This window comes from Streptomyces sp. 150FB (assembly GCF_000818195.1).
In the GTDB taxonomy this organism is placed as follows: Bacteria; Actinomycetota; Actinomycetes; order Streptomycetales; family Streptomycetaceae; genus Streptomyces.
Genome location: NZ_JTHL01000001.1, coordinates 705,182 through 727,722, shown reverse-complemented (window position 1 = coordinate 727,722; position 22,541 = coordinate 705,182). Strand labels below are relative to the sequence as shown.

General features: G+C 71.6%; 14 protein-coding genes. 8 read left to right on the top strand and 6 right to left on the bottom strand.

Annotated elements, in window-relative coordinates; all coding sequences use genetic code 11:
- On the bottom strand, positions 1-850 hold an 850-nt coding region (locus tag QR77_RS03005), incomplete at its 3' end, for an aldehyde dehydrogenase family protein (RefSeq protein ID WP_150130539.1).
- 345 nt (positions 851-1,195) lie between these two features.
- On the opposite strand from QR77_RS03005, the gene QR77_RS03000 reads away from it, so the two are divergent.
- Positions 1,196-3,415, top strand: a complete 2,220-nt coding sequence (locus QR77_RS03000) for an NADP-dependent isocitrate dehydrogenase (protein WP_040027199.1) — start codon at positions 1,196-1,198, stop codon at positions 3,413-3,415.
- A gap of 146 nt (positions 3,416-3,561) precedes the next feature.
- Here the strand turns inward: QR77_RS03000 and QR77_RS02995 are convergent, their stop codons facing one another.
- Positions 3,562-4,755: a phospholipase D-like domain-containing protein gene (locus tag QR77_RS02995; RefSeq protein ID WP_052488495.1), complete on the bottom strand. Its 1,194-nt coding sequence runs from the start codon at positions 4,753-4,755 to the stop codon at positions 3,562-3,564.
- Between the two features lie 393 nt (positions 4,756-5,148).
- On the opposite strand from QR77_RS02995, the gene QR77_RS02990 reads away from it, so the two are divergent.
- The gene (locus QR77_RS02990; RefSeq protein WP_040019518.1) at positions 5,149-6,165 is read left to right on the top strand and encodes a chitinase; all 1,017 of its coding nucleotides are present in this window, start codon (positions 5,149-5,151) and stop codon (positions 6,163-6,165) included.
- A 155-nt stretch (positions 6,166-6,320) separates the two neighbouring features.
- On the opposite strand, the gene QR77_RS02985 is transcribed toward QR77_RS02990, so the two are convergent.
- Positions 6,321-7,004 (bottom strand): HAD family phosphatase, encoded by a 684-nt coding sequence (locus tag QR77_RS02985; RefSeq protein WP_040019517.1) that lies wholly within the window; start codon positions 7,002-7,004, stop codon positions 6,321-6,323.
- A gap of 85 nt (positions 7,005-7,089) precedes the next feature.
- Between QR77_RS02985 and QR77_RS02980 the strand changes: the two genes are divergently transcribed.
- Positions 7,090-8,169 carry a lactonase family protein gene (locus tag QR77_RS02980; protein ID WP_040019515.1) on the top strand — a complete coding sequence of 360 codons (1,080 nt, stop codon included), beginning with the start codon at positions 7,090-7,092 and terminating at the stop codon, positions 8,167-8,169.
- 157 nt (positions 8,170-8,326) lie between these two features.
- Here QR77_RS02980 and QR77_RS02975 read toward each other — a convergent pair whose 3' ends face one another.
- On the bottom strand, positions 8,327-9,250 hold the full coding sequence (locus QR77_RS02975) for a hypothetical protein (protein ID WP_052488494.1): 924 nt from the start codon (positions 9,248-9,250) through the stop codon (positions 8,327-8,329).
- A gap of 95 nt (positions 9,251-9,345) precedes the next feature.
- Positions 9,346-10,332: a BadF/BadG/BcrA/BcrD ATPase family protein gene (locus QR77_RS02970; protein ID WP_040019514.1), complete on the bottom strand. Its 987-nt coding sequence runs from the start codon at positions 10,330-10,332 to the stop codon at positions 9,346-9,348.
- 250 nt (positions 10,333-10,582) lie between these two features.
- Here QR77_RS02970 and QR77_RS02965 point away from each other — a divergent pair, with 250 nt between their 5' ends.
- The 5 genes from QR77_RS02965 (at position 10,583) to QR77_RS02945 (ending at position 21,136) form a co-directional block, all read left to right on the top strand.
- Positions 10,583-11,260 (top strand): uracil-DNA glycosylase, encoded by a 678-nt coding sequence (locus QR77_RS02965; RefSeq protein WP_040019513.1) that lies wholly within the window; start codon positions 10,583-10,585, stop codon positions 11,258-11,260.
- Positions 11,261-11,628: 368 nt separating this feature from the next.
- Positions 11,629-14,595: an AAA family ATPase gene (locus tag QR77_RS02960; RefSeq protein ID WP_052488493.1), complete on the top strand. Its 2,967-nt coding sequence runs from the start codon at positions 11,629-11,631 to the stop codon at positions 14,593-14,595.
- A 19-nt stretch (positions 14,596-14,614) separates the two neighbouring features.
- Positions 14,615-17,374, top strand: a complete 2,760-nt coding sequence (locus tag QR77_RS02955) for a LuxR C-terminal-related transcriptional regulator (protein WP_052488492.1) — start codon at positions 14,615-14,617, stop codon at positions 17,372-17,374.
- Entirely contained in the window at positions 17,364-20,111 is a 2,748-nt protein-coding gene (locus tag QR77_RS02950) for a LuxR family transcriptional regulator (RefSeq protein WP_040019512.1), read from the top strand. Before QR77_RS02955 ends, QR77_RS02950 begins: the two co-directional genes overlap by 11 nt.
- A 377-nt stretch (positions 20,112-20,488) precedes the next feature.
- Positions 20,489-21,136 (top strand): PAS domain-containing protein, encoded by a 648-nt coding sequence (locus tag QR77_RS02945; protein ID WP_236711041.1) that lies wholly within the window; start codon positions 20,489-20,491, stop codon positions 21,134-21,136.
- A gap of 518 nt (positions 21,137-21,654) precedes the next feature.
- Here QR77_RS02945 and QR77_RS02940 read toward each other — a convergent pair.
- On the bottom strand, positions 21,655-22,541 hold an 887-nt coding region (locus tag QR77_RS02940), incomplete at its 5' end, for a glycosylhydrolase-like jelly roll fold domain-containing protein (RefSeq protein WP_347359766.1).

Genomic DNA, 22,541 nt, shown 5'->3' with positions numbered 1-22,541 from the left:
TACTATTATCCGGGGTTATACGATGCCCCGCCTGATCCAGGTCGGCGTCCTCCAGCACGATCAGCGAGTTGTTGCCGCCGAGTTCCAGCGAGACCTTCTTGAGCCGGCCGCCCGCCTCGCGGGCGATCGTACGTCCGACCGCGCTGGAGCCGGTGAAGTGGACCATCGCCGTGTCGGGGTGGGCGGTCAGCGCCTCGCCGGCGTCCTGCCCGCCCGGCACCACCTGGAGTACGCCGGCGGGGAGGCCGGCCGACGCGAACAGGTCGGCCAGCAGCAGGCCGCCGCTGAGCGGCGTGTGCGGAGAGGGCTTGAGTACGACGGCGTTGCCGACGGCCAGCGCGGGAGCGAGCACGCGCATGGCCAGCACCAGCGGGAAGTTCCACGGCGTGATCACGCCGACGACACCCAGCGGGACCCGCTCGGCGACGCTCTCCCGGCCCGGCGCGCGCGAGGGCAGCGTCTCGGACACCGCCACTCCGGCCAGCCCCGCCGCCTGGTGCAACTCGTCGATGGCGCCCGCCACTTCGTACTCCGCCTTGCCGCGTATCGACCCGGTCTCCCGGACGATCAGATCGCAGAACTCCTCGGACCGGGCGCGCAGTTGCCCGGCGACCGCCCGCAACACGTCGGCCCGGGTGCCGAAGTCCGCCGCGGCCCAGCCCCGCGCGGCGACGGCGGCCTCGCGTATCGCGCGGGCCATGTCGCCGGGCGACCCCCACCCGGCCGAGCCGAGCGACTCCTGCCGCGCCTTGTCGAGAACGGCGGACGTACGCCCGCCCTCGGCGGGAACGAACGCCCCGCCGACAAAGAGGGAGCCGTCCCAGGGGTACGGCGTGGACGGTGTCGGCATACGAGCCTCCGGGTTGTGGTGCTGACGAATGGACGAATGCACGGGAGCGCGGGGCGGCGTCTCAGCTCCTGGCGGGCCGCACGGTGGTGGCCTCTGAATGGCGGCCTGAGTTTGTTAACCTTCCGAACTCCGAACATAGCAGCGATCCCCGTCCAAGGGCAGAGGCGGAGGAAGGCGACGCACACCACAGCGGGACCCGCCGCCCGACGAAGGACCGGGCGGCGCCCGGACGCACCGGGACGAGGCGCCCGGACGCACCGGATGAGGAGGCCGCTGGCGGCAAGGGGGCGGTCAGGAGATATCTTGATGTCAAGCAATGTCGTGGACGTGGAGCGGAGTATCCGGGTGACTGACTCGACCATCATCTATACACAGACCGACGAGGCCCCGGCCCTGGCGACGTATTCGTTCTTGCCTGTGGTCGAGGCGTACGCGTCGACAGCCGGGGTCACTGTGGAGAGTCGTGACATCTCCCTGTCGGGCCGGATCATCGCCGGCTTCCCCGAGCGACTCGAAGAGGGCCGGCGCGTCGACGACGCGCTCGCCGAGCTCGGTGAGCTGGCGCGGACGCCCGGTGCCAACATCATCAAGCTGCCGAACATCTCGGCCTCGATCCCGCAGCTCAAGGCCGCGATCGCCGAGCTCCAGAAGCTGGGCTACGCGCTGCCCGACTACCCGGACGACCCGAAGTCGGACGAGGACAGGGACGTCCGCGCGCGGTACGACAAGGTCAAGGGCAGCGCCGTCAACCCGGTGCTGCGTGAGGGCAACTCCGACCGCCGTGCCCCCGCCTCGGTCAAGAACTACGCCAAGGCGCACCCGCACCGGATGGGCGCGTGGTCGGCGGACTCGAAGACCAACGTCGTCCACATGGACGCCGACGACTTCCGCTCCACCGAGAAGTCCGCGGTGATCGGCGAGCCAGGCTCGCTGCGCATCGAGCTGGTGGGCGACGACGGATCCACCACCGTGCTGCGCGAGTCGGTGCCCGTGCTGGCCGGCGAGGTCGTGGACGCCTCCGTGATGCGGGTGGCGGCGCTGCGTGAGTTCTTCACGGCGCAGGTCGCGCGCGCCAAGGCCGAGGACGTGCTGTTCTCGGTGCACCTGAAGGCCACCATGATGAAGGTCTCCGACCCGATCATCTTCGGCCATGTCGTACGCGCCTTCTTCCCGAAGACGTTCGCCGCGCACGGCGAGGCGCTCGCCGCCGCCGGGCTGAGCCCGAACGACGGGCTCGGCGGCATCCTGAAGGGCCTGGAGGCGCTGCCCGACGGCGACGCGATCAAGGCGTCCTTCGACGCCGAGCTGGCGGAGGGGCCCGCGCTGGCCGCCGTCGACTCCGACAAGGGCATCACCAACCTGCACGTGCCGAGCGATGTCATCGTCGACGCCTCGATGCCGGCCATGATCCGCACCTCGGGGCACATGTGGGGCCCGGACGGCCAGGAGGCCGACACCCTCGCCGTCATCCCCGACAGCAGCTACGCCGACATCTACCAGGTCACCATCGACGACTGCCGCGCACACGGCGCGTACGACCCCGCCACCATGGGTTCGGTCTCCAACGTCGGTCTGATGGCGCAGGCCGCCGAGGAGTACGGCAGCCACGACAAGACCTTCGAGATCCCCACCACGGGTACGGTCCGCGTCGTCGACGAACGGGGTGACGCCGTCCTCGAACAGGTTGTCAGCGCCGGTGACATCTTCCGCATGTGCCAGACCAAGGACGTGCCGATCCAGGACTGGGTCAAGCTCGCCGTCAGCCGCGCCCGCGCGACCGGCGACCCGGCCGTGTTCTGGCTGGACGAGGGCCGCGCGCACGACGCGAACCTCATCGCCAAGGTCAAGACGTACCTCCCCGAGCACGACACCGAGGGGCTGCGGATCGAGATCATGTCGCCCGTCGACGCGATCGCCTTCTCCCTGGAGCGCATCCGCAAGGGCGAGGACACGATCTCGGTCACCGGCAACGTACTGCGCGACTACCTGACCGACCTGTTCCCGATCCTGGAGCTCGGCACGAGCGCCAAGATGCTCTCCGTCGTCCCGCTCATCAACGGCGGCGGCCTGTTCGAGACCGGCGCCGGCGGCTCGGCGCCCAAGCACGTGCAGCAGCTCGTCAAGGAGAACTACCTGCGGTGGGACAGCCTGGGTGAGTTCCTCGCCCTCGCCGTCAGCTTCGAGCACCTCGCCCAGACGACGGGGAACGCGCGCGCCCAGGTGCTCGCCGACACGCTCGACCGCGCCACGGGCACCTTCCTCAACGAGGACAAGTCGCCCAGCCGCAAGCTCGGTGGCATCGACAACCGCGGCAGCCACTTCTACCTCGCGCTGTACTGGGCGCAGGAGCTGGCGAAGCAGACGGACGACGAGAAGCTCGCCGAGTCGTTCAGCGTGCTCGCGACGACGCTGGCCGAGCAGGAGCAGACCATCGTCGGCGAGCTGATCGCTGTGCAGGGCTCCCCGGCCGACATCGGCTCGTACTACCGGCCCGACGCCGCCAAGGCCACGGCCGTCATGCGTCCGTCGAAGACCTTCAACCAGGCCATCGCGACGCTCGGCTGAGACCCCGTACGCGTAGACCGCCCCGACCGGACCCCGTCCGGCCGGGGCGGTGCTGTTTCCCGGTGACGGACGTTTCCGGGTGGCCGCCGCCCGCCGGGTCCTGAGCATCGCCGCCGCGGAGCCGGGAGCGCGGACCCGGGACCCGGTCAGAGGAAGCGTCTGATCGGTGTCACCGCGATCTCCCCGGCCCGCTGCGCGCCCGAGCGCAGCTTCCAGCGGCCCGCCTCGATCTCCTCGCTGACCTTGAGATCTTCCTCGAAGTGCCCGTCGAGGACCGCGGTGAACGCCTCGTCGAGGACCGCGAGCATGACCTCCTCGTCGTGGTCGAGGGAGCGCCGGTTGAAGTTCGTCGAACCGGTCAGCGCCGCGATCCCGTCCACCGTGATCACCTTGGCGTGCATCATCGTCGGCCGGTAGTGGAAGATCCGCACCCCGCACGCGAGCAGGGCCTCGTAGTGGTGCTGGCCCGCGAGTTGGCAGACCCGTTTGTCGGTGTGCGGACCCGGCAGCAGGATCTCCACCGTCACCCCGCGCCGCGCCGTCGCGCACAGCAGCTCCACGAAGTACGTGTCCGGCGCGAAGTAGGCCGTGGCCAGCCGTACCCGCCGCTCCGCCGATTCGAGTACGACGCGCAGCAGCGTCTGCATGTCCTGCCAGCCGATGCTGGCCGACCCGCGCACCACCTGCACGATCGCGTCGCCCTGCGGGCGGTGGTCGATGAACCGGTCGCGGTCGTCGAAGAGTTCGGCGTGGCACTCCGCCCAGTTCTGCGCGAAGGCGGCGGCGATACCGTCCACGGCCGGGCCGCGTACCCGTACGTGGGTGTCGCGCCACTCGTTCTCGTTGCGCGCGTCGCCGCACCACTCCTCGGCGATCCCCACCCCACCGGTGAAGGCCGTCTCCTCGTCGACGACGAGGACCTTGCGGTGGCACCGGTGGTTCTGCTTGAAGGGGGAGAGGTAGAGCGGCTTACGGAACCACGCCACCTGCACGCCGGCCCGCTCCATCATCCTGAGCTGGTCCTTCTCGATCAGCCGGCTGCCGAAGCCGTCGAGCAGCAGCCGCACCCGCACCCCGCTGAGCGCGCGCTCCGCCAGCGCCCGCGCGAAGCGCCGGGCTATGTCGCCCCGCCAGTACACGAACGTCATCATGTCCACCGTGTACTCGGCCGAGCCGATCCCCGCGAGCATGGACGCGAAGATCTCGTCACCGTTGCGCAGCGGGAGAACCGCGTTCCCCTCGGTCGCCGCGATCCCGATGAGCCGTTCGAGGCGGCGCCGTATCCGCCGGGTACGTTCCGGCGCCGACGTACCGTCACCGTTCTCCGGCATCTCCGGCATCTCAGGCTTCTCCGGTCGCAGGTCAGGCTGTTGCTGTGTGCTGGTCATGGCTTCACCTGGCCGACGCACCGGTTGGCGGACACGGGCCTCGAACGGCGTCGGGTGCCGAGGCGTGCCGACTTTACCCGGGCCGGCGCGCGTCGGGGGGACGTAAGGCCTCCGCCGGACGGTGACCAGACGCACACCTCGTGCGCACAGTGTGGGTTTTCGTGCGGATGGCCCCGAGGGCATTGACGTGCCGCTGGTCTAGTCCTTTACTTTCTATCACCACGCATTCACGTGGGGAGTCCTTGTTCTCCTATGTGAACTGCTGGGCGCACCACGCCTGAACGGGCATCCGCCTGTGCTCCATCCCCCCCACTGTGCGATGACGCACGAACAGGAGCGTTTCCTGTGTACCGATCCTGTAAGAAGGCCCTGGCGCTCACCCCCGCCGCCCTCGCCCTCGCCGCCACCGCTGTGGTCGCCACCGGTGCGAGCGCCGGCGCGGCCCCCAACCCCGGCAAGGGTTTCCCCGCCCAGTACTCGGCGCCGTACATCGAGACCTGGGCCTCGCCCAACGCGATGAGCGACGCGCGGGAGGCCACCGGCCAGAAGTACTTCACACTCGCCTTCATCATCGACGGCGGCGGCTGCGACGCCAAGTTCAACGGCGACACCGACATCTCGGACGCCGGCTGGACCTCCGCCATCAACGACGACCGTGCGGCCGGCGGTGACGTCATCGCCTCCTTCGGGGGCGCCAGCGGCACCGAACTCGCCTCCGCCTGCACGTCGGTGGACTCCCTCAAGGCCCAGTACAAGCGGGTCATCGACGGACTCGGCCTGACCCGGGTCGACTTCGACATCGAGGGCGCCACCGTCGCCGACCAGGCGACCAACGACCGCCGTAACCAGGCGCTCGCCGAGCTCCAGCAGGAGTACGCGTCGGCCGGCAAGACCCTGGACGTCGACTTCACGCTCGCCACCAACCCGGACGGCCTGCCGCAGGACCAACTGGACCTGCTCTCCAACGCGAAGAGCCACAACCTCGACGTGAACCTCGTCAACCTGATGACGATGGACTACGGCTCGGCGATGGACATGGGCAAGGCGGCCACGGACGCGGCGACCGCGCTGCACGGCCAGCTCGGCAAGATCTGGACGGACAAGTCCGATGCCGATCTGTGGGCGATGGAGGGCAACACCCCGATGATCGGGGTGAACGACACACAGTCCGAGATCTTCTCGATCGACAACGCCAACACCCTCGCGGACTTCGCCAAGTCCAAGGGCATCCAGGAGCTGTCGTTCTGGGCTCTCGGCCGTGACAAGGCCTGCGGCAGCGAGGGCCAGCTCTCGGACACCTGCAGTGGCACGGCGCAGGACGCCTGGCAGTTCTCCAGCGTCTTCAACGGCATCACCGGATGAGGGTCTGACCACAGGACCGGACCAGCGGCACATGAACGGCCGGCGGAGCGCGGGTGCCCCCACCACCCCGTTCCACGCCGGGTGTTCGCGCCCCCGGAGCGGTGACGCTCCGGGGGCGCGGCGCGTCCGGCGAGCGCGTCCCGGCGGGAGTTGTCCTACGCGCCGAAGAGCCAGTCGTACGCGGCCTTCGCCGTGAACTCGCCCTGGCCGCCCGGGAAGAGCAGCCCCGCCGTCGCGTATGCCGGGTCCGAGGCGGTGCCGCGTACGTACGGCACCGCGATACACCGCATTCCCGCCGCGTGCGCCGCCAGCACCCCCGGCGCCGCGTCCTCGACCACGGCGCACGCCGCCGGATCGACCCCGAGCCGGCGCGCCGCCTCCAGGAAGACGTCCGGGTCCGGCTTGCCCCTGGCGACGGCCTCGGCCGAGAGGGTCGTCGTGAAGTACGGGGCCAGGCCGGTCACTTCCAGCGCCGTGTCGATCGCCTCCTGCGACGAACCGGACGCCACGGCCAGCGGTACGCCCTCGCCGCTCAGCCGCTCCACGAGCTCCCGCATCCCGGCGAACGCCTCGGTCGACGCCCGCACCAGCTCCAGATACAGGTCGTTCTTCCCCGCGAGCAGCTCCTCCAGCGGGGCGTCGATCCCGTACTCGGCCCGCAGCGCCTCCAGCGTCTCGCGGGTGCTGATCCCGATGAAACGGCTGTGGCTCTCCCAGGTGAAGTCGTGCACACCGTAACGCGCGAGGAGCCGCCGCCCCGCCTCGTAGTAGTTCGGCTCGCTGTCGACAAGTGTCCCGTCGAGATCGAAGATGACAGCCCGGATACGCGAAGTGCTCATAACCCCCAGCATGCCCCCCTGCTACGGTCGGCCGCACAGCGGTGGATCAGGCGCCGGAGATCAGTGGCGGAGGGAAACACAGACGGTGAGCGGCAGTAACGAGGGACGGGCCTACATCGGCTCGTTCACCTCGTCGGGCGGGCTTGGGATCATCGCCGCCGACGTGGACGGGAAGACCGGGGCCCTGACGGTACGGGGCGTGAGCGACGCCGTGGCGGATCCGTCGTACCTCGCGCTGGCGCCCGACGGCTCCGTGCTCTACGCGGTCTCCGAGAAGGAGGAGGGCGCGGCTGCGGCGTTCCGGATACCGGGCCCCGACGCCCGGACCGGCCACGATTCCGCCGCAGGGACGCCCCGGCTGATCGGTGAGCCCGTACCGGTCTGCGGGGCAGGACCCACCCACCTCGCGCTCGTCGGCGGACATCTGGTGACCGCCAACTACGGCTCGGGAAGCGTGACGGTACTGCCGGTACACGCCGACGGCGGTCTCGGCGCCGCCAGCGGGATCCTCCAGCACGAGGGCGCGGGACCGCACCCCGACCGGCAGCGCGGCCCGCACGCCCACCAGGTGCTGGCCGACCCGAGCGGACGCTGGATCGTCAGCGTCGACCTCGGCACCGACTCCGTACGGGTCTGCGTCCTCGACCCGGCCACCGGGGAACTGCTCCCGCACGGCGAGACCCCGCTGCCCCCGGGTGCGGGACCCCGCCATCTCGCCTTCCACCCCGAAGGCACCCACGCCTACCTGCTGAACGAACTCGAGCAGTCCCTCGCCCTCTGCCGCTGGGACGCGGAGAACGGCGTGCTCGAACCCGTCGCGGTGACCCGCGTACTGCCCGAGGACGAGCGGGCCGAGAGCTTCGGGTCCGAGGTCGTCGTCTCGCGCGACGGACGGTTCGTCTGGACGGCCAACCGGGGTCTCGACACCATCAGCGTCCTCACCCTCGACGCGACCCGCGAGCGCGCCGAGCTGGTCGCCACGGTCGGCTGCGGCGGCCGCTGGCCGCGCGATCTCGCGCTCGGCCCCGGCGGCGACCGCCTCTACGCCGCGAATGAGCACTCCGGCGACGTGACCTGGTTCGACATCGACCCGCTGACGGGGATTCCGTCCCCGGCCGGATCGCTGGAGGTCCCCGCCGCCTCCTGTGTGATCTTCGGCCCCTGAGGCCCTGGGGCAGTCCCGCTCCGTGCCCGGCCGCCTCGGGGCCGCCGCCGAGCCGTGGAAGGGCCCGCGCCGGGACTCCGGTGCGGGCCTTTTCCGCGCGTACGGGTGCCGGGGTCCCTGCCGACCACGCGACACCGCAAGCGGGGCCTGGAGCGGGTCAGTTCGCCGGCGTGCCCTGCGGCTGGGGGACGATCCCCAGCGCCGTCGTGTACTTGTACAGCACGAGCTTCCCGATCGCCGGGTAGGCACCCAGCGGCTCGGCGGCGGCGCAGTCCGCCTCCTTCACCGCCGTTTCGAGCAGTCCCTCGGCCAGCTCGGGGCCGACCAGGTAGGGCGCGAGAGCGAGCTGCGTGGAACCGGACTCGCGCAGCGCCTCGGAGATCGCGGCGACCGAGCCCTCCGAGTCGAGAGCCGCCGCCATCACCGGTACGGCGAGGCGCGCGGCCAGCAGCATCCCGGTGATCCCCGCGGTCTGGAGCGCGTCCTCGCCGCCCACCGTGGCCAGAATGATCCCGTCGGCCGCCGTGGCCACCGTGAACAGCCTGGCCCGGTCCGCGCGGGCGAGACCGGCCTCGGACAGCCGCACATGCAGACCCTCGGCGAGCAGCGGGTGCGGACCGAGCACATCGGTCAGCTCCGCCACGGCGCCGCTGTCGGCCACCGCCTGCTGTATCCGGCCGACCAGGGCGCTGTCGGGACCCGCCAGCAGCGGCACCACCACGGCCACCGGGCCCTCGGGCTCGTCGACCTCCCGGCCCGCGGCCTTGGCCTGTTCGTAGCGCTCGGTGCGCTGCGCGCCCGCGCCGGCCAGGACGGACTGCACGGTGGGGAACTCGGACTCGTCGTCGCCCTCCAGGAAACCGATCGCCGCGTTCAGGCCAGGCAGTTCCGAGCGCGCGATGCTGATGACTTCCTCAGCCAGGCCCCGCACGGCCGCCGAGGGCGTTCCCGGTACGGCGAGGACCAGCGCGGGCGCACCTTCGGGGGCCGCCACGGGCTCGGGGCGGCGGTGGCGCCCCGACTGACGGGGACGCGGTGTTCGTACAGGCAGGCCGGGTGCGGGCCCGGTGGGGGTGCTCATGGCGCCGAATGTTACTGGTTTTGTCGGTGCGGCTGTTCGGGGAGGGGGCGTTCACGCGGCCTTTGTCTACATCTATCCGATAGATGTTTTTCTGCTCATCTGTCGTGTTCTGTGGGGATGTGCAACAGGCCCGGATCGTACGGCAGTCGCAGCGAGTCCGTGGCGAGAGCGGCGGCGACGACCAGCGCCCCGGTGAGGGGATCGCCCTCGGCGCTCACCGTCGTGGCGTGCGGAAGGTACGCGGCCAACTCGGCGCGCAGAGGTCCGAGCAGCGGTTCGCCGAGCTTGAACAGACCACCCGTCAGGGCGACTTCACACGTTCCGGCCGAAGGACAGACAGCGGCGGCGGCCTCCGCGACATGCCGGGCGGCGGCGCTCAGGACCGCCTCGGCGACCGGGTCGTCCGCGGCACAGGCCGCCACTTCGGGGGCGAACGAGGCGAGTACGGCGGGCCGGTCCGTACGCGGATAGAGCAGCCCGGGCATCGCCGACCCTGGCCCGAAAACCGCTTCCATTCTGGACAGCAGTGCGGGCGATCCGCCGCGCCGTCCGTCGTACGCGCGCATCGCGGCCTCCAGCCCGGCCCGGCCGATCCAGGCGCCGCCGCCGCAGTCGCCGAGCAGATGCCCCCAGCCGTCGGCGCGGCGCCAGCCCGCCAGGTCCGTGCCCAGCGCGATCATGCCCGTCCCCGCGGCGACGACCGCGCCAGGGCGCTGGCCGAGCGCTCCCGCGTACGCGGTGACGGCGTCGGCGGCGAGCGCGATCCGCCGTACGCCGAAGGACTTCTCCAGGGCGCCGGGCAGTTCGGCGCGCAGGCCGTCGCCGAGCGTCGCCATGCCGGCCGCGCCGACGGCGACCGCCGAGAGGCCATCCGCACCGGCCCGCGCGAGCAGTCCCCGGACGGCGGGCAGAAGCTGTTCGACGAGATGTCCCGCGTCGATGCCCGAAGGCCCGGTGCGCACCGGATCGGCGGAAACCGTGCCCACCATGGTCACGCCGGAGGTTCCCGGGTCCCGCGCCGTGGTGCCGAGAGCGATCCGCAGCCCGGAGCCGCCCGAGTCCACGCCGATCACCCAGCTCACGGCAGTCGCCGTTCCGCGTCGGCCGACAGGGGGGAGGACCACGGCGACTCGATCGCCGGGAGGTCACCCGGCGGAGGGAGCGGACAGGGAACGATCACCGGACGCAACATGCTCCCCTCCTTCCTCCCGAGCGGCTGCGAGATCTCCTCGAACGGCTCGACTGATCACGACGATGAGGAAGACTAGCGCCTTGGGGGCGGCCCCCTTCGAAGGGGCTTCTCCTCTCCGTAGCCCAGTAGAGTGACCGGCTGTGGCACCACGACCCTTGCACGAGCTTGTCGAACCCGGATGGGCGAGAGCTCTCGAACCCGTAACTGAACGCGTCGGCGCCATGGGGGACTTCCTCCGGGCCGAGATCGCCGCCGGCCGGACGTACCTGCCGGCCGGCCCGAACGTGCTCCGCGCCTTTCAGCAACCCTTCGACGACGTCCGCGTCCTGATCGTCGGACAGGATCCCTACCCCACCCCGGGAATGCCCATCGGGCTGAGCTTCGCCGTGGCCCCCGATGTGCGTAACCTCCCGGGCAGCCTGGAGAACATCTTCCTGGAGATGCATCGCGACATAGGCACACCAAGACCCTCCAACGGCGACCTGACGCCCTGGACGCAGCAGGGTGTGCTGCTGCTCAACAGGGCGCTCACGACGGCCCCGCGCAAGCCCGCCGCCCACCGGGGGAAGGGCTGGGAAGAGGTGACGGAGCAGGCGATCCGGGCGCTGGCCGGGCGCGGCAAACCGCTGGTGTCGATCCTGTGGGGGCGTGACGCGCGTAATCTGCGGCCGCTGCTGGGGGACCTTCCGGCAATCGAGTCCGCGCACCCTTCCCCCATGTCGGCGGACCGCGGCTTCTTCGGCTCACGGCCGTTCAGCCGGGCCAACGACCTCCTCGCTGAGCTGGGTGCCCAGCCGGTGGACTGGCGACTGCCGTAGGGCATGGCGCGCGTGACGGCGCGCGCCCTCCCGTCACCGAGACGAGAACGTGCACCGGCTCAGTGACGACGGCATCGTGGCGGAGCTGAGGCTGAGACACCGCGCTGACCGGTGACAGCGATCCCACGACGACCACTGACGAGGCCGCGGCCCGGCGCGGACACACCACCGGTGTGTCCGACGTGGCGCCGTAAGGATCTCCGTCCGCGCTGTCAAGTCCGCTGGTGCGGAGGGGGATTCCGACAGTTGGGAGCCTCCGCGATCATGTAGCCTCGGCCTCGTCGGTGGTCGAACTTTCAGCCGCTTTGAGAGGGAGGTACCGACGACTCATTGCGTCCGTTGTGTCCCTGAGATGCGAGGAAATCGTGATGGCGGCCCAGGTCGAGTTCTCAGGTTCGCCCAGCGTCCCCGTCGGTCGCGCCGATGAGCTGAGGGTGCTGAACCGTCACGCCGAGAAGGCGCGCGCCGGGAGTGTCGGCGTCGTGACGATGTCGGGTGCGGCGGGCACCGGGAAGACCACCGTCCTCCGGGCCTTCCTGGAAGGCGAAGGGTGCCGGGACATGTCCGTACTGTCCGGCTCCTGCGCCGAGATCGAGGCGGGCGCCGAATACAGCGGTGTCCGTGAGCTGTTCGGGTCGCTGGGTCTCCGCGACAGCGGTGGTAAGGACGGCACCGCTGAGGGCCACACCGGTAAGGGCGACATCGCTGAGGACGGCACCGGGAACTCGGATCCGCTGCGCGGCCTCGCCCGGCGCGCCCTGCCCGCGCTCACGGCGGGACCGGTCGTCGACGAGCCGTCGGGGGCCTCAGCCGCCTACCAGGTACTGCACGGCCTGTACCGGCTCGCGGTGAACCTGATGGCGGACCGTCCGCTCGTTCTCGCCCTGGACGACGCGCACAAGTGTGACGAACGCTCCCTGCGCTGGCTGGACTTCCTGTTGCGGAGGGCCGACGGCTTGCCGCTGCTCGTCGTCCTCGCGCTGCGCGACGAGGAGGCACCCGTCGCTCCGGGGGCGCTGGCGGACATCGCGGCGCACCGCGTCCCCACCGCCCTGCGCCTCGCGCCGCTGTCGAACGCGGAGGCCGGCGAGATCGTCCGGCAGTTCCTTCCCACCGCCGAGGAAGCCGGCTTCACCGAGCGCGCGGCCGCGGTCTCCGGCGGCAACCCCCGCGTCCTCGGCCGGCTGCTGGGCGAACTGCTGGCCGAGGGCGTCCGCCCCGACGAGGAGGGGATACGGAGAGTCGCCGAAGCGGGCGGCCGAGCCGCCGCCCTGTCCGTACGGGCGGTGCTGGAACGGCAGTTGCCCTGGGTACGGGACGTGGCGACGGCGATCGCGGTGCTGGGGGAGGAGTCCGAGGACATCGTCGGCGCGCTCGCCGGCGTACCCCCGGCGCTCGTGGCCGAGGCCGTGCTCGTACTCCGCGAAACCGAGGTGGTGGCGCCCGACCGGGCGGACCTGATCTGCGACGCGGTGCGCTCCACCGTGCTCGAACCCCTCGGTGAGGAAGCACTCGCCGAGCTGCGGACCCGCGCGGCCCTGCTGCTCAGCGACGCGGGACGGCCCGCCGAACACGCCGCGAACCACCTGATGCGGCTACCGGCGGTGGACCGGCCGTGGATGTCCGCAGTACTGCGGGACGCGGCTGCGGAGGCCGGCGGCCGGGGCGCTCCCGAGGCCGCTGTGCGCTATCTGGACCGGGTGTTCAGGGCGGATCCCGAGAGCGTGTCGGTTCGCGTCAGCCTCGCGGCGGCGCTGGCGGAGACCAGCCCGTCACGCGCCGCCGGGCTGCTGGAGGAAGCGCTGGAGCGAGCGGGAGACGTACGCACCATGGCGCGGATCGCCATGATGTTCGGGCAGGTCTGTCTCGCCGGCCGCGAGGGACCCGCCGCCGTACGGGTCGTCGAGGAGGTCCTGGACGCGCTCAAGGCCGAACTGGGGGATGCCCCGACCTCCGCCGACCGTGAGCTGTGCACCCATGTCGAGTCGGTGCTGCTGATGGTCGGGACCGACGAGAAGTCGACGATCTCGGCGGCCAGGGACCGGGCCGCACTGCTGACGCCACCGCCGGGCGACACACCGGCGCAGCGCCAGTTGCTCGCCACGATGACCGTACTCACCGCCATGGACGGCAGCTCGGTGGAGCGGACGGTCGAACAGGCCCGTAGGGCGCTGCGCTTCCCGGGACCCGAGCCGGAGACCTGGTCCCTGGCCACCGCTTCGTTCTCGCTCGGCCTCGCCGACGAGGTGGAAGAGGCGCTGGACTCCCACGACCGCATGCTCCGGCACGGGCAGGAGAACGGCGCGGTCCGGACGTGTGTGCGCGCCCTCGCGAGCCGTGCCTTCACCCTGCACGGTATCGGCGCGATGCAGGACGCCCTGGCCGACGCCCGGACCGCGATCGAGATCCTCGGCGAGGAGAGCCGGCCTGACATCACGGCGCTGCCGCGGATCGCTCTCGCGACCGTACTCGTCGAGCGCGACGAACCGGAGCGGGCCGAGGAACTGCTCGGCGGGATCGAGCGGGCCGGCCTGGACCGGTTCGTCATCGAGTACCACCTGTATCTGATGGCGAAGGCCGGGGCCCGGGCGGCGCTGGGCGACCGGGAGGGCGCGCTCGGCCTGTATCTCCGCTGTGGTGCTTCGATGCGGGCGGCCCACCTCACCAATCCGGTGTTCCTGCCGTGGTGGGTGGAGGCCGGCTGTCTGCTCGCGATCATGAACCGGCCCGAGGAGGCACGCGAGATCACCGAGTACGGCAACGAGCTGGCCCAGAAGTGGGGCACACCCCGTGCGATCGGCTCGGCCGCTCTCGCCCGGGGCGCGACCAGCCCCGGTGCCACCGGCATCGGCCTGCTCACCGAATCGGTCCTCGTGCTCGCCGACTCGCCGGCCAGAGGCCAGCAGGCCAAGGCAGAATACTTCCTCGGCCGCGCGCTGCTGAAGAACGGTGACCAGCGCGCGGCCCGCGAACACCTGCGCACGGCGGCCGGCCTCGCCCAGCGCTGCGGGGCGCTCGCTCCGGCCCGCGCCGCGCGCACACTGCTTGTCACCGCGGGCGGCCGGATGCGCAGGCTGAGCGCCTCTCCCCTCGACATGCTGACCGGAATGGAACGCAAAGTGGCGGGCCTCGCCGCGGCGGGAGGGAGCAACCGGTCGATCGCCGAGTCGCTGTTCGTCACCGTGCGCACCGTCGAGACACATCTGACGAGCGTCTACCGGAAACTCGGCCTCAGCCGGCGTACCGAACTCGCCTCGATCCTGCGTGCTCCGGACACCGCCGATCGACAACCACCGGACCGGGTACCCGCAGTCATGCCGACGACGCCGAAGTGACGACACGGAGACGGTGCGCGTGACTGACCCGATCGAGAGACGTCCGAACACGCGACGCGTGGAGCCGGGTCAGGGGCCTGACAGCCGTCGGGACGAGATACCGCTGCTCGAATGCCGCTCCGGGCAGGCGGCGGTGCGGCGCGTGCTCGCCGAACTGGCCGAGGGACGCGCGGGATTCCTCACCGCGATCGGGCAACCGGGCCATGCGCAGAACGCCCTGTCGCGCTGGGCCGCCCGGCTCGCCGGGGACGCCGGGGTCCGCGTCCTGCACGCGCGGGCGGCCCCGACCGAACACGCGCTGCCCTACGGGGTGATCGTGCAGCTCATGACGGCGCTGGGCGGTCACTGGGGCGACCCGCTCCCCGACCTGATCGAGCGGGGGGCCACCGGGGACCTGCCGGGACTCGACGAACTCCTGCGCTCCGCCGCCACGGTGCCCACCGCCCTGGTGGTGGAAGACACCCAGTGGCTGGACACCGCGTCCCAGAACTGGCTGCGCTCACTGATCCGCCGGCTGCCGCCCGACGTCCCGCTCGCCGTGATGGTGAGCGGCAGCGGAATGCCGGCCGCGAGCCACAGCCGGCTGTGCACCGCTCCCGACTCCCCGGTCCTCACGGAGCACCTCGTGCTGGGCGCCCTGAGCGAACGCGGTGTCGCCGCCGCGGTGGAACGGTTCTGCGCCACCCCCGGCGACAGCCGGTTCATCGCGGAGGCCGCGGCGGCCACCGCGGGCAACCCCTCCGTCCTGTTCGACGTACTGAGCCGGTTCACCGACGAGGGCCATGCGCCCGTCGCCACCCGGCTGCCCGAACTGCACGCCCTCACTGCCGCCGTCACGGGCGACCACGCGACCCGCACACTGAACGGGCTTCCCCCCTATGTCACCTCGCTGCTGCGGGCGTTGGCCGTCTGCAGCGATGTCCTGAGCTTCCAACTGGTACGCCGGCTCGCCGGGTGGGAACCGACGCCCGAGCCGGAACTGCGGGCGCTGCTGGAGGCGTCGGGGCTCGCCGTCCGCGCCGGTACGAGGATGCGCGTCCGCTTCCCCGGCGTGAAGGCGCGTGTCCTCGAGGACATGCCCGCCGGCGAACGGGCGGACCTGTACGGCAGAGCGGCGGAACTGGCGCATCTGTCGGCCGCCGGAGACAAGGAGACCGTGGATCTCCTGCTCGTCTCGGAGCCCCTGGGGGCACCATGGGTCGTCCCCCTGCTGCGCCGGGGCTTCGCCGCCGCCCTGGACAGGGACGATCACAGCCGCGCGAGCGCCTGCCTGACCCGCGCGCTGCGTGAGACCCGGGAGCCGGACGAGCGCGCTCGGCTCGCCCTGGAGCTGGCGGCGGCCGAAGCCGTGGCCTCACCCGAGGCGGGCGACCGGGGACTCGGCGAACTGGTCCGTGCGGGCGGTCATGTCCCCGCCGAACTGCGCGTCCGTGCCGTGGACCTCGGACTCGCCCGTGGCAACAGCGACTGGGCGCGCGGGGCGGCATCGGAGGCGCTGTCCCTCGTCCCGCCCGCCGACCGGGACGGCCTGCTCGCGCTGTACTGGCTGGCGGTCCGGAGCGGGGACGACACCGAGCTGACAGTGCCTGAGGTGCCGGCACTGCCCGACTCTCCGGAGCTGCCCGCGCAGGCCGGCGTACGCGCCTGGGAACTCGCCAGTCAGGGCCGCCAGTTGGAGCGGACCAGGCTGCTCGCGCGCGCGGCGCTGGCCGGCGGCGCACCTGACACGGCTCTCCTGCTGCCCAGGCTCGCCGCCTGTCGGGCCCTGATCCTGACCGACGACCACGAAGAGGCCGCCGCTGGTCTCGCGACGCTGCTCACGGACTCCCGGCGCGATCGTCTGCGGGCCGTCACAGCCCGCGTGCTGGCCGTACGGGCGGAACTGCACCTGCGCGCGGGACGGCTCGACGCGGCGGAGCGTGATGTGGCGGCCGCCGAACAGGCGCTACCGCTGGCCAGTTGGCATCCGTTCGCCGCATCCGAGCTGATCGCGCTGCGTATCCTCACAGCGCTGGAGTGCGGTGACCTCGACCGCGCGAAGGCGCTCGCCGCCGAGCCGGCACCACCCGGGGCCGAGAAGAGTGTGTCCTGGTCGTCGCTCCTCTTCGCGAGGGCCCGGGTCGCCCAGTCCGAGGGGCGGTGGTCCGACGTTCTGGAACTGACGAGGGAGAGCGGCAGGCGACTGCTGTGCGGACAGTGGAGCAACCCGCTCCTGCTCGGCTGGCGCGGGCTCGCCGCCGAGGCCAACCGCGCGTTGGGGGACCGTGCGGAGGCGGTGCGGCTGAGTGCGGAGGAGCTGCGGCTGGCCCGCGGCTGGGGCAGCGCCGGCGCCGTCGCCGTGGCCGGGGTACTCGCCGAGCGGCTGGCGGGAGAAGACGACGGCGCTGTACTGGCGGGAGACGACAACGGCACGGTGCCGCACACCGGCAGGCCCACGTACGCCCTCCGGGACATACCCGCACGACCGGCGTATCCGCGAGCCCCGTCGCAACGAGCACGCTCCGCGCGGCTGGTGGTCCACCGGCACGAGAGGCGGGGCGGGAGTCCGGCGCCCTCCCCGCCCCGGGAGTGGGCGGCGCTCTCCGAGGCCGAACGGCACACCGCGACCTTCGCGGGGCGCGGGCACGCGAACCGGGAGATCGCCGAACTGCTCTCGGTGAGCGTACGCACCGTGGAGCTGCGGCTGAGCAAGACCTATCGGAAGCTCCGTCTCGCCGGGCGCGACGAACTGCGGTCGCTGGTGAGGACGTTGGAAGGGCGGGCGAAGGATGCTCCTTGAGCGGGAGACCGAGCTGGCACGCGTGGACGACGCCCTGAGAGCCGCCGCCGAGGGCAGGTCGTCGTTGATCCTGCTGACGGGACCGCTCGGTTCCGGAAGATCGGCGCTGCTGCGCCACCTGCCCACCCTGGTCGCCGGCCAGGACGTGCGTACACTGCGTGCGAACGCCGCCCCGATGGAACAGGACTTCGCCTTCGGGGTGGTGCGACAACTCGTCGACAGCCTGCCGGCCGGCGCACCCCGGGACGTACGCGAGCGCCGGCCGCGCGAGAGCGACGACAGCCGGCTGATGTTCACCGAGGACGACCCCGCTGTGATCCTGCGCGGCACGGGGTCGTTGCCGGCCGAGGCCGGAGAGAACACCCGCCTGCTGATCCTGGTCGACGACCTCCAGTCGGCCGACGTCGCCTCGCTGCGCTGGCTCGCCTACCTCGTCAAACGGCTGCACGGACTGCGGGTCGTGCTGGTCTGCACCCTGCGCGACGGTGACCACAGGGCCAGGCACCCGCTGGTACGGGAGGTCGCCGACGCGTCCCATCAGGTGCTGCGGCCCGGCCCGCTGTCCCTCGCCGCCACCAGGGCGATGATCGGCGAGCAGTGCGGTGAGCCGGGGGACGAGGAGTACGCGCGCGCCTGCCACGAGGCGTCCGGCGGCAACCCGCTGTTCCTCATGTCGCATCTGCTCGCCATGCGGACCGGGGGGTTCGCGCCGGTCGCCGCCCACGCCGAACGGGCGCGCTCGCTGCGGCCCCCGGAGCTGCGGGAGCGACTGGCGAGCTCGCTGCGTGCCCAGCCGGCCCCCGTGCGGGATCTGGCGGCCGCGATCGCGGCCTTCGGCGACCACGGCGACTCCGCGCTCGTCGCGCGGCTGGCGGGACTCGACGAGACGGGCTTCAGCTCCGCACTCCGTGTGTTGCGGGAGATGGGCCTGCTCGACGCCGCGCGGGAGCCGCGCTTCACCCACCGTGTGATCGGGGACGCCGTCGAATCGTCGATGACCGCCGCGGAACTCAAGCACGCCCGCGACACCGCCGCCGACCTGCTGTACCGGGCCGGCCGCCCGGCGGAACAGGTCGCCGACCATCTGATGCGTGTGACCACCGCGGACCACCCCTGGTCCGTGACGGTGCTGCGGTCGGCGGCCGACGCCGCGCTGGGCAGGGGCGCGCCGGACACCGCCACCCGCTATCTGCGCCGCGCGCTGCTGGGCAACCACGAGCAGGACGGGACCAGGGCCCGGCTGCTGATCCACCTGGCCACCGCGGAGCGCGGCTTCGACCCAGGGGCGTGCGAACGCCACATCAGCCAGGCGATACCCCTGCTGGCCACGGTGGGGGAACGTGCCACAGCGACGCTGCGGATCCCGCCCGCCCTGCTCGGCAGGGCGTCCCCGGTGGCGGTCGACGTGCTGCGCCGGACCGCGGCCGAACTCGCCGACCTGCCCCGGCTGGTGGGACCGGTCGGCGAGACAGCCCTGCGGATCGAGGCACGTCTCAGGCACCTCGACCACGAGGACCCCGAGGAACTGCTCTCCGCCGTCGAGCGGTTGCGCGGGCTCGGCGCCGAGCCGGCACTGGATTCCGCCGGGGAGCGCGAGCTGGTGGCGGTGCTGCTGTGCGCGGGGACGCTCACCGGCGGGCTGCCGGCGGTGGAGGCGGCGGCGACGGCGAACCGCATCCTGGACCGCGAACCGGGGACGTCGGTGCGTGTGCACACCGTACTGCCGCTGGTGATGGTCACACTGTTCGCCGCCGAATCCCTGACCGGGCTCAACTCCTGGCTCCTGAGCCAGCAGCGGACCGGACGGCGGGACGTCACCGGCGCCGACGAGGTGCTGCTGCTCGGGGAACGCGCACTCGTCCTCGTCGCCCAGGGCCGGCAGACCCAGGCGCGCGAGTACGTGGAGCGCGCCATGGCGCGCTCCGACGGCGACTGGCGGGAGGTGACGGTCCTGGTCCTGGCAGCGGTCGCGCTCGAACTGCGTGACCCGGCCCTCAGCGAACGGATCCTGAGCCGGGCGCGCGGGCTCGGCTCCGCGGGGCTGGCGTTGACGGCGACCCTGCGCGTCCTTCAGGCGTCGGTGGACGAACAGACCGGTCGGCCGGATCGCGCGCTGGAGTCCCTGCTGGCCTGCGGCCGGCAACTGGAGGCGTCGGGCTGGCGGAGTTCGGCGCTCTTCCCGTGGCGGCCCCTCGCGATCAGCCTGCACCACCGGCTCGGCGACCCGGGCGCGGCGCTGCGGCTCGCCGAGGAGGAGCACACGTGGGCGGCGGCCTGGGGTGCGCCCGTCGGGCTCGGCCGCGCGTTGCGGCTCCAGGGATGGCTGCTGGGAGCCAAGGGCGTCGGTCTGCTCCGGGAGGCGGCCGACGTACTGAGCGGTTCGGCGCACCAGCTCGAACTCGCCCGTACGCTCGTGCTGTTGGGCCGTCGCCTCGGCACCGGCGCCGAGGCGACGGCGGCGCTGCGGGAGGCGGGCGCTCTCGCTGCGGCCTGTGGCGCTCCCTGGCTGGTCGAGCGGGCCGAGCACGGCCTCGGGACGCCCCCTCCGCCGTCGAACGCCGCCCTCACACCCAGTGAACGCCGAGTGATCGCCCTCGCCGGCCGCGGCCTCACCAATCAGGAAATCGCGCACGAACTCGGGGTGAGCGCCCGCGCCGTCGAGAAACATCTTACGAATTCCTATCGGAAGCTCGGGGTTTCGGGTCGGCATGAGCTCGCCCGTGCTTTCCCCGCGTAGCTGACGCCGTATTTGGTGCGGGGTATGCCGCGGATGTGTGCCTCGGAGGGCACCACATGGGACTCGATTGTGAGGATGCGTCCCATATCACCCTTGTCGGCGCCTGTTTCTGCCCGGTACGGACACCGTCGCTCCGGACCGAACCTACGGGAGGTGCGACCACAGCTTTAGCCGGGCGAACTTGACCGTTGTTGACGGGTGCGCGTCGAGCTACCTATTGTCAAGCGGGTAAATGGATATCGGTCAGCGAAGAAACATTCGGTCGGCCATCAATCGTAATGCATGCATGACGTCGTTATATATTCCAAGTGAACGGGCGAACCTGAAAGGATGGCGGTCTCATGACGATTGCCGCACTTGCGGATTCCGCACAGGTCATGGCCGGCGAACTCATACCCGACCGGACCGGGCACCCGGGCGCCGAGCGGCTCGACCAGCCGGGGCTGTGTATGGCCTCGCTCGACCCGGCGCTGACCATCCAGCAGGCCAACCAGGAGTTCTTCCGTCAGTTCGGGGAGCCCTCGGCGGACGTCTGCGGCCGGAACTTCCGTGACCTGGTGCATCCCAGCGTCAAGCACGCACTGATGCGTCAGTTCTCCCGCCTGGTGGAGGGCAAGCGCCAGCGCTTCGCCTCCCAGGTGGTGGCTCTGGGGCCGGCTGACTCCGTGTTCCCCGTCAGTCTCACTGCCGCAGCCGTCTCGGGCCAGACCAGGGATGTCGCCGCGATCCTGGTGCTCATGACCTCTTCCAAGGGCGCGGAGGACGCGGGTGTCCTCACCGACCGGAAGGAGATCCTCACCGAGATCGACGCGCGCATCCTCGAAGGCATCGCGGCGGGTATGTCGACGATCCCGCTGGCCTCACGGCTGTACCTGAGCCGGCAGGCCATCGAGTACCACGTGACGGGTCTGCTCAGGAAACTCGGGGTGCCGAACAGGGCCGCTCTGGTCTCCCGCGCCTACTCCATGGGCGTTCTCGCCGTCGGTGACTGGCCGCCGAAGGTGGCCGAAGACTTCATCAAGTGATCCCCGCGGGCCGGGACTTCCGGTTCGCCGTCCCCCCACCGCACAGCCTTTTTTCGCCCGCCGGACGGTGGCGCCCCGACAAGGGGTGCCACCGTCCGGGCGGGTTTCTGCGTTTCGGGCCTGTTCCAAGGACCCCGAAGACGCCGGCGTGTGCCCGAACCGTATCGCCCGCACGTTTGTTTCTGTCGAATCCACTGTTTGTTTTCCTGGGGATTGACCATGGCCATACGGGTGCCGCTCCGAGCCCGGGGTGAGTGATCAGCTCGTGTCGCCGAACCGGTGAAGGTCTGCTCTGTACGTCATTTCCTGCGGGGATTCCGTAACTCCCGGCGTTTTCCGAGGGTGCGAAGATCCGGGCGTCAGAATTACGTAAGATTTGGGCTCAGTGGTTTTCGCAGTCTCCCGATGTGGTTTTCCCGCCCGGTTCGTCTCGGCCGGTGGACCGCGGGATGTGAGATGTACGTCCGCGCACGGGGAGGCCCCGGTCGCGCCGCCATCATGGCCCGGCCCGTATGCGGTCAGTCCTGCGACAGGGACAGGCGGACCCGCGCGAGGCGCTCGGGGCGCAGCAGGACCGGGCCCAGGAGGCCCGAGGGGATCGCGTCGCCGTGCGCGTCGGCGCCGGTGTTGGTGACCCGTACGCGTACGGCGTTGGTGCCCGGGCGCAGTACCGCGGTGACGTCGGCCCGGTAGGGGGCCCAGAGCCGGGCGGGGAGTCTCACACCGTTGACGGTGATCTCGGCGACCTCGCGGACCTCCCCGAGGTCGAGCGTCCAGAGGCGGCCCGACAGGGTCCGCGCGTCCAGGGTGACGCGGCGCTCGTAGACGGCGGAACCGGAGTACGAGGCGTCCAGCGCGGTCCAGGACCCGAGCGGGCGTTCGGTGGTCCCGGCGCCGTCCTTGTCGAAGCGGAAACTCCAGTCGCCGTCGAGCGGCACGGCGGTCAGCGGGTCGGTGACGGCCAGGGTCCCCGCGTACCGGCGCTCGCCGTCCCGCGCGCTTACCCGGACGGTGAGCGGGGACGAGACGCGTACGGTGGCGGTCCCCGTGCGACCCGCCACCGACAGGTGCTCCACAGGGACGTTGGAGTCGGTCGCGTGGGCCGGACCGGCGCCCGGCGCTGCGCGGAAGACGATCACGAGCGCCGCTTTCGCCTCGAGCCGCAGCGGCACGGCCGTGCCCCCGCCCGGACTTCCGGGGAACGGCGCCGGGCGCCAGGTTCCGGCGGGTGTGGCAGCGCCCGTACCCGGATCCCAGATCTCCGGTGCGCCGAGCGCGGGGAAGGTTGCCGTCACCTCGGCGGCGCCCGCGCTCTCGTTGTTGACGAGGAAGGCCTGTTCGCCACCGCGCTCCAGGCGCAGCACCCGGATCTCCGGGGTGGGCGGCGACAGGGCGGCAGCCGCGC

Bases quoted from the DNA above. Each gene is read 5' to 3' on its own strand.
- QR77_RS02995 (WP_052488495.1), bottom strand. From the start codon at position 4,755: ATGCCGGAGATGCCGGAGAACGGTGACGGTACGTCGGCGCCGGAACGT.
- QR77_RS02985 (WP_040019517.1), bottom strand. From the start codon at position 7,004: ATGAGCACTTCGCGTATCCGGGCTGTCATCTTCGATCTCGACGGGACA.
- QR77_RS02975 (WP_052488494.1), bottom strand. From the start codon at position 9,250: ATGAGCACCCCCACCGGGCCCGCACCCGGCCTGCCTGTACGAACACCG.
- QR77_RS02960 (WP_052488493.1), top strand. From the start codon at position 11,629: ATGGCGGCCCAGGTCGAGTTCTCAGGTTCGCCCAGCGTCCCCGTCGGT.
- QR77_RS02950 (WP_040019512.1), top strand. From the start codon at position 17,364: ATGCTCCTTGAGCGGGAGACCGAGCTGGCACGCGTGGACGACGCCCTG.
- QR77_RS02945 (WP_236711041.1), top strand. From the start codon at position 20,489: ATGGCCGGCGAACTCATACCCGACCGGACCGGGCACCCGGGCGCCGAG.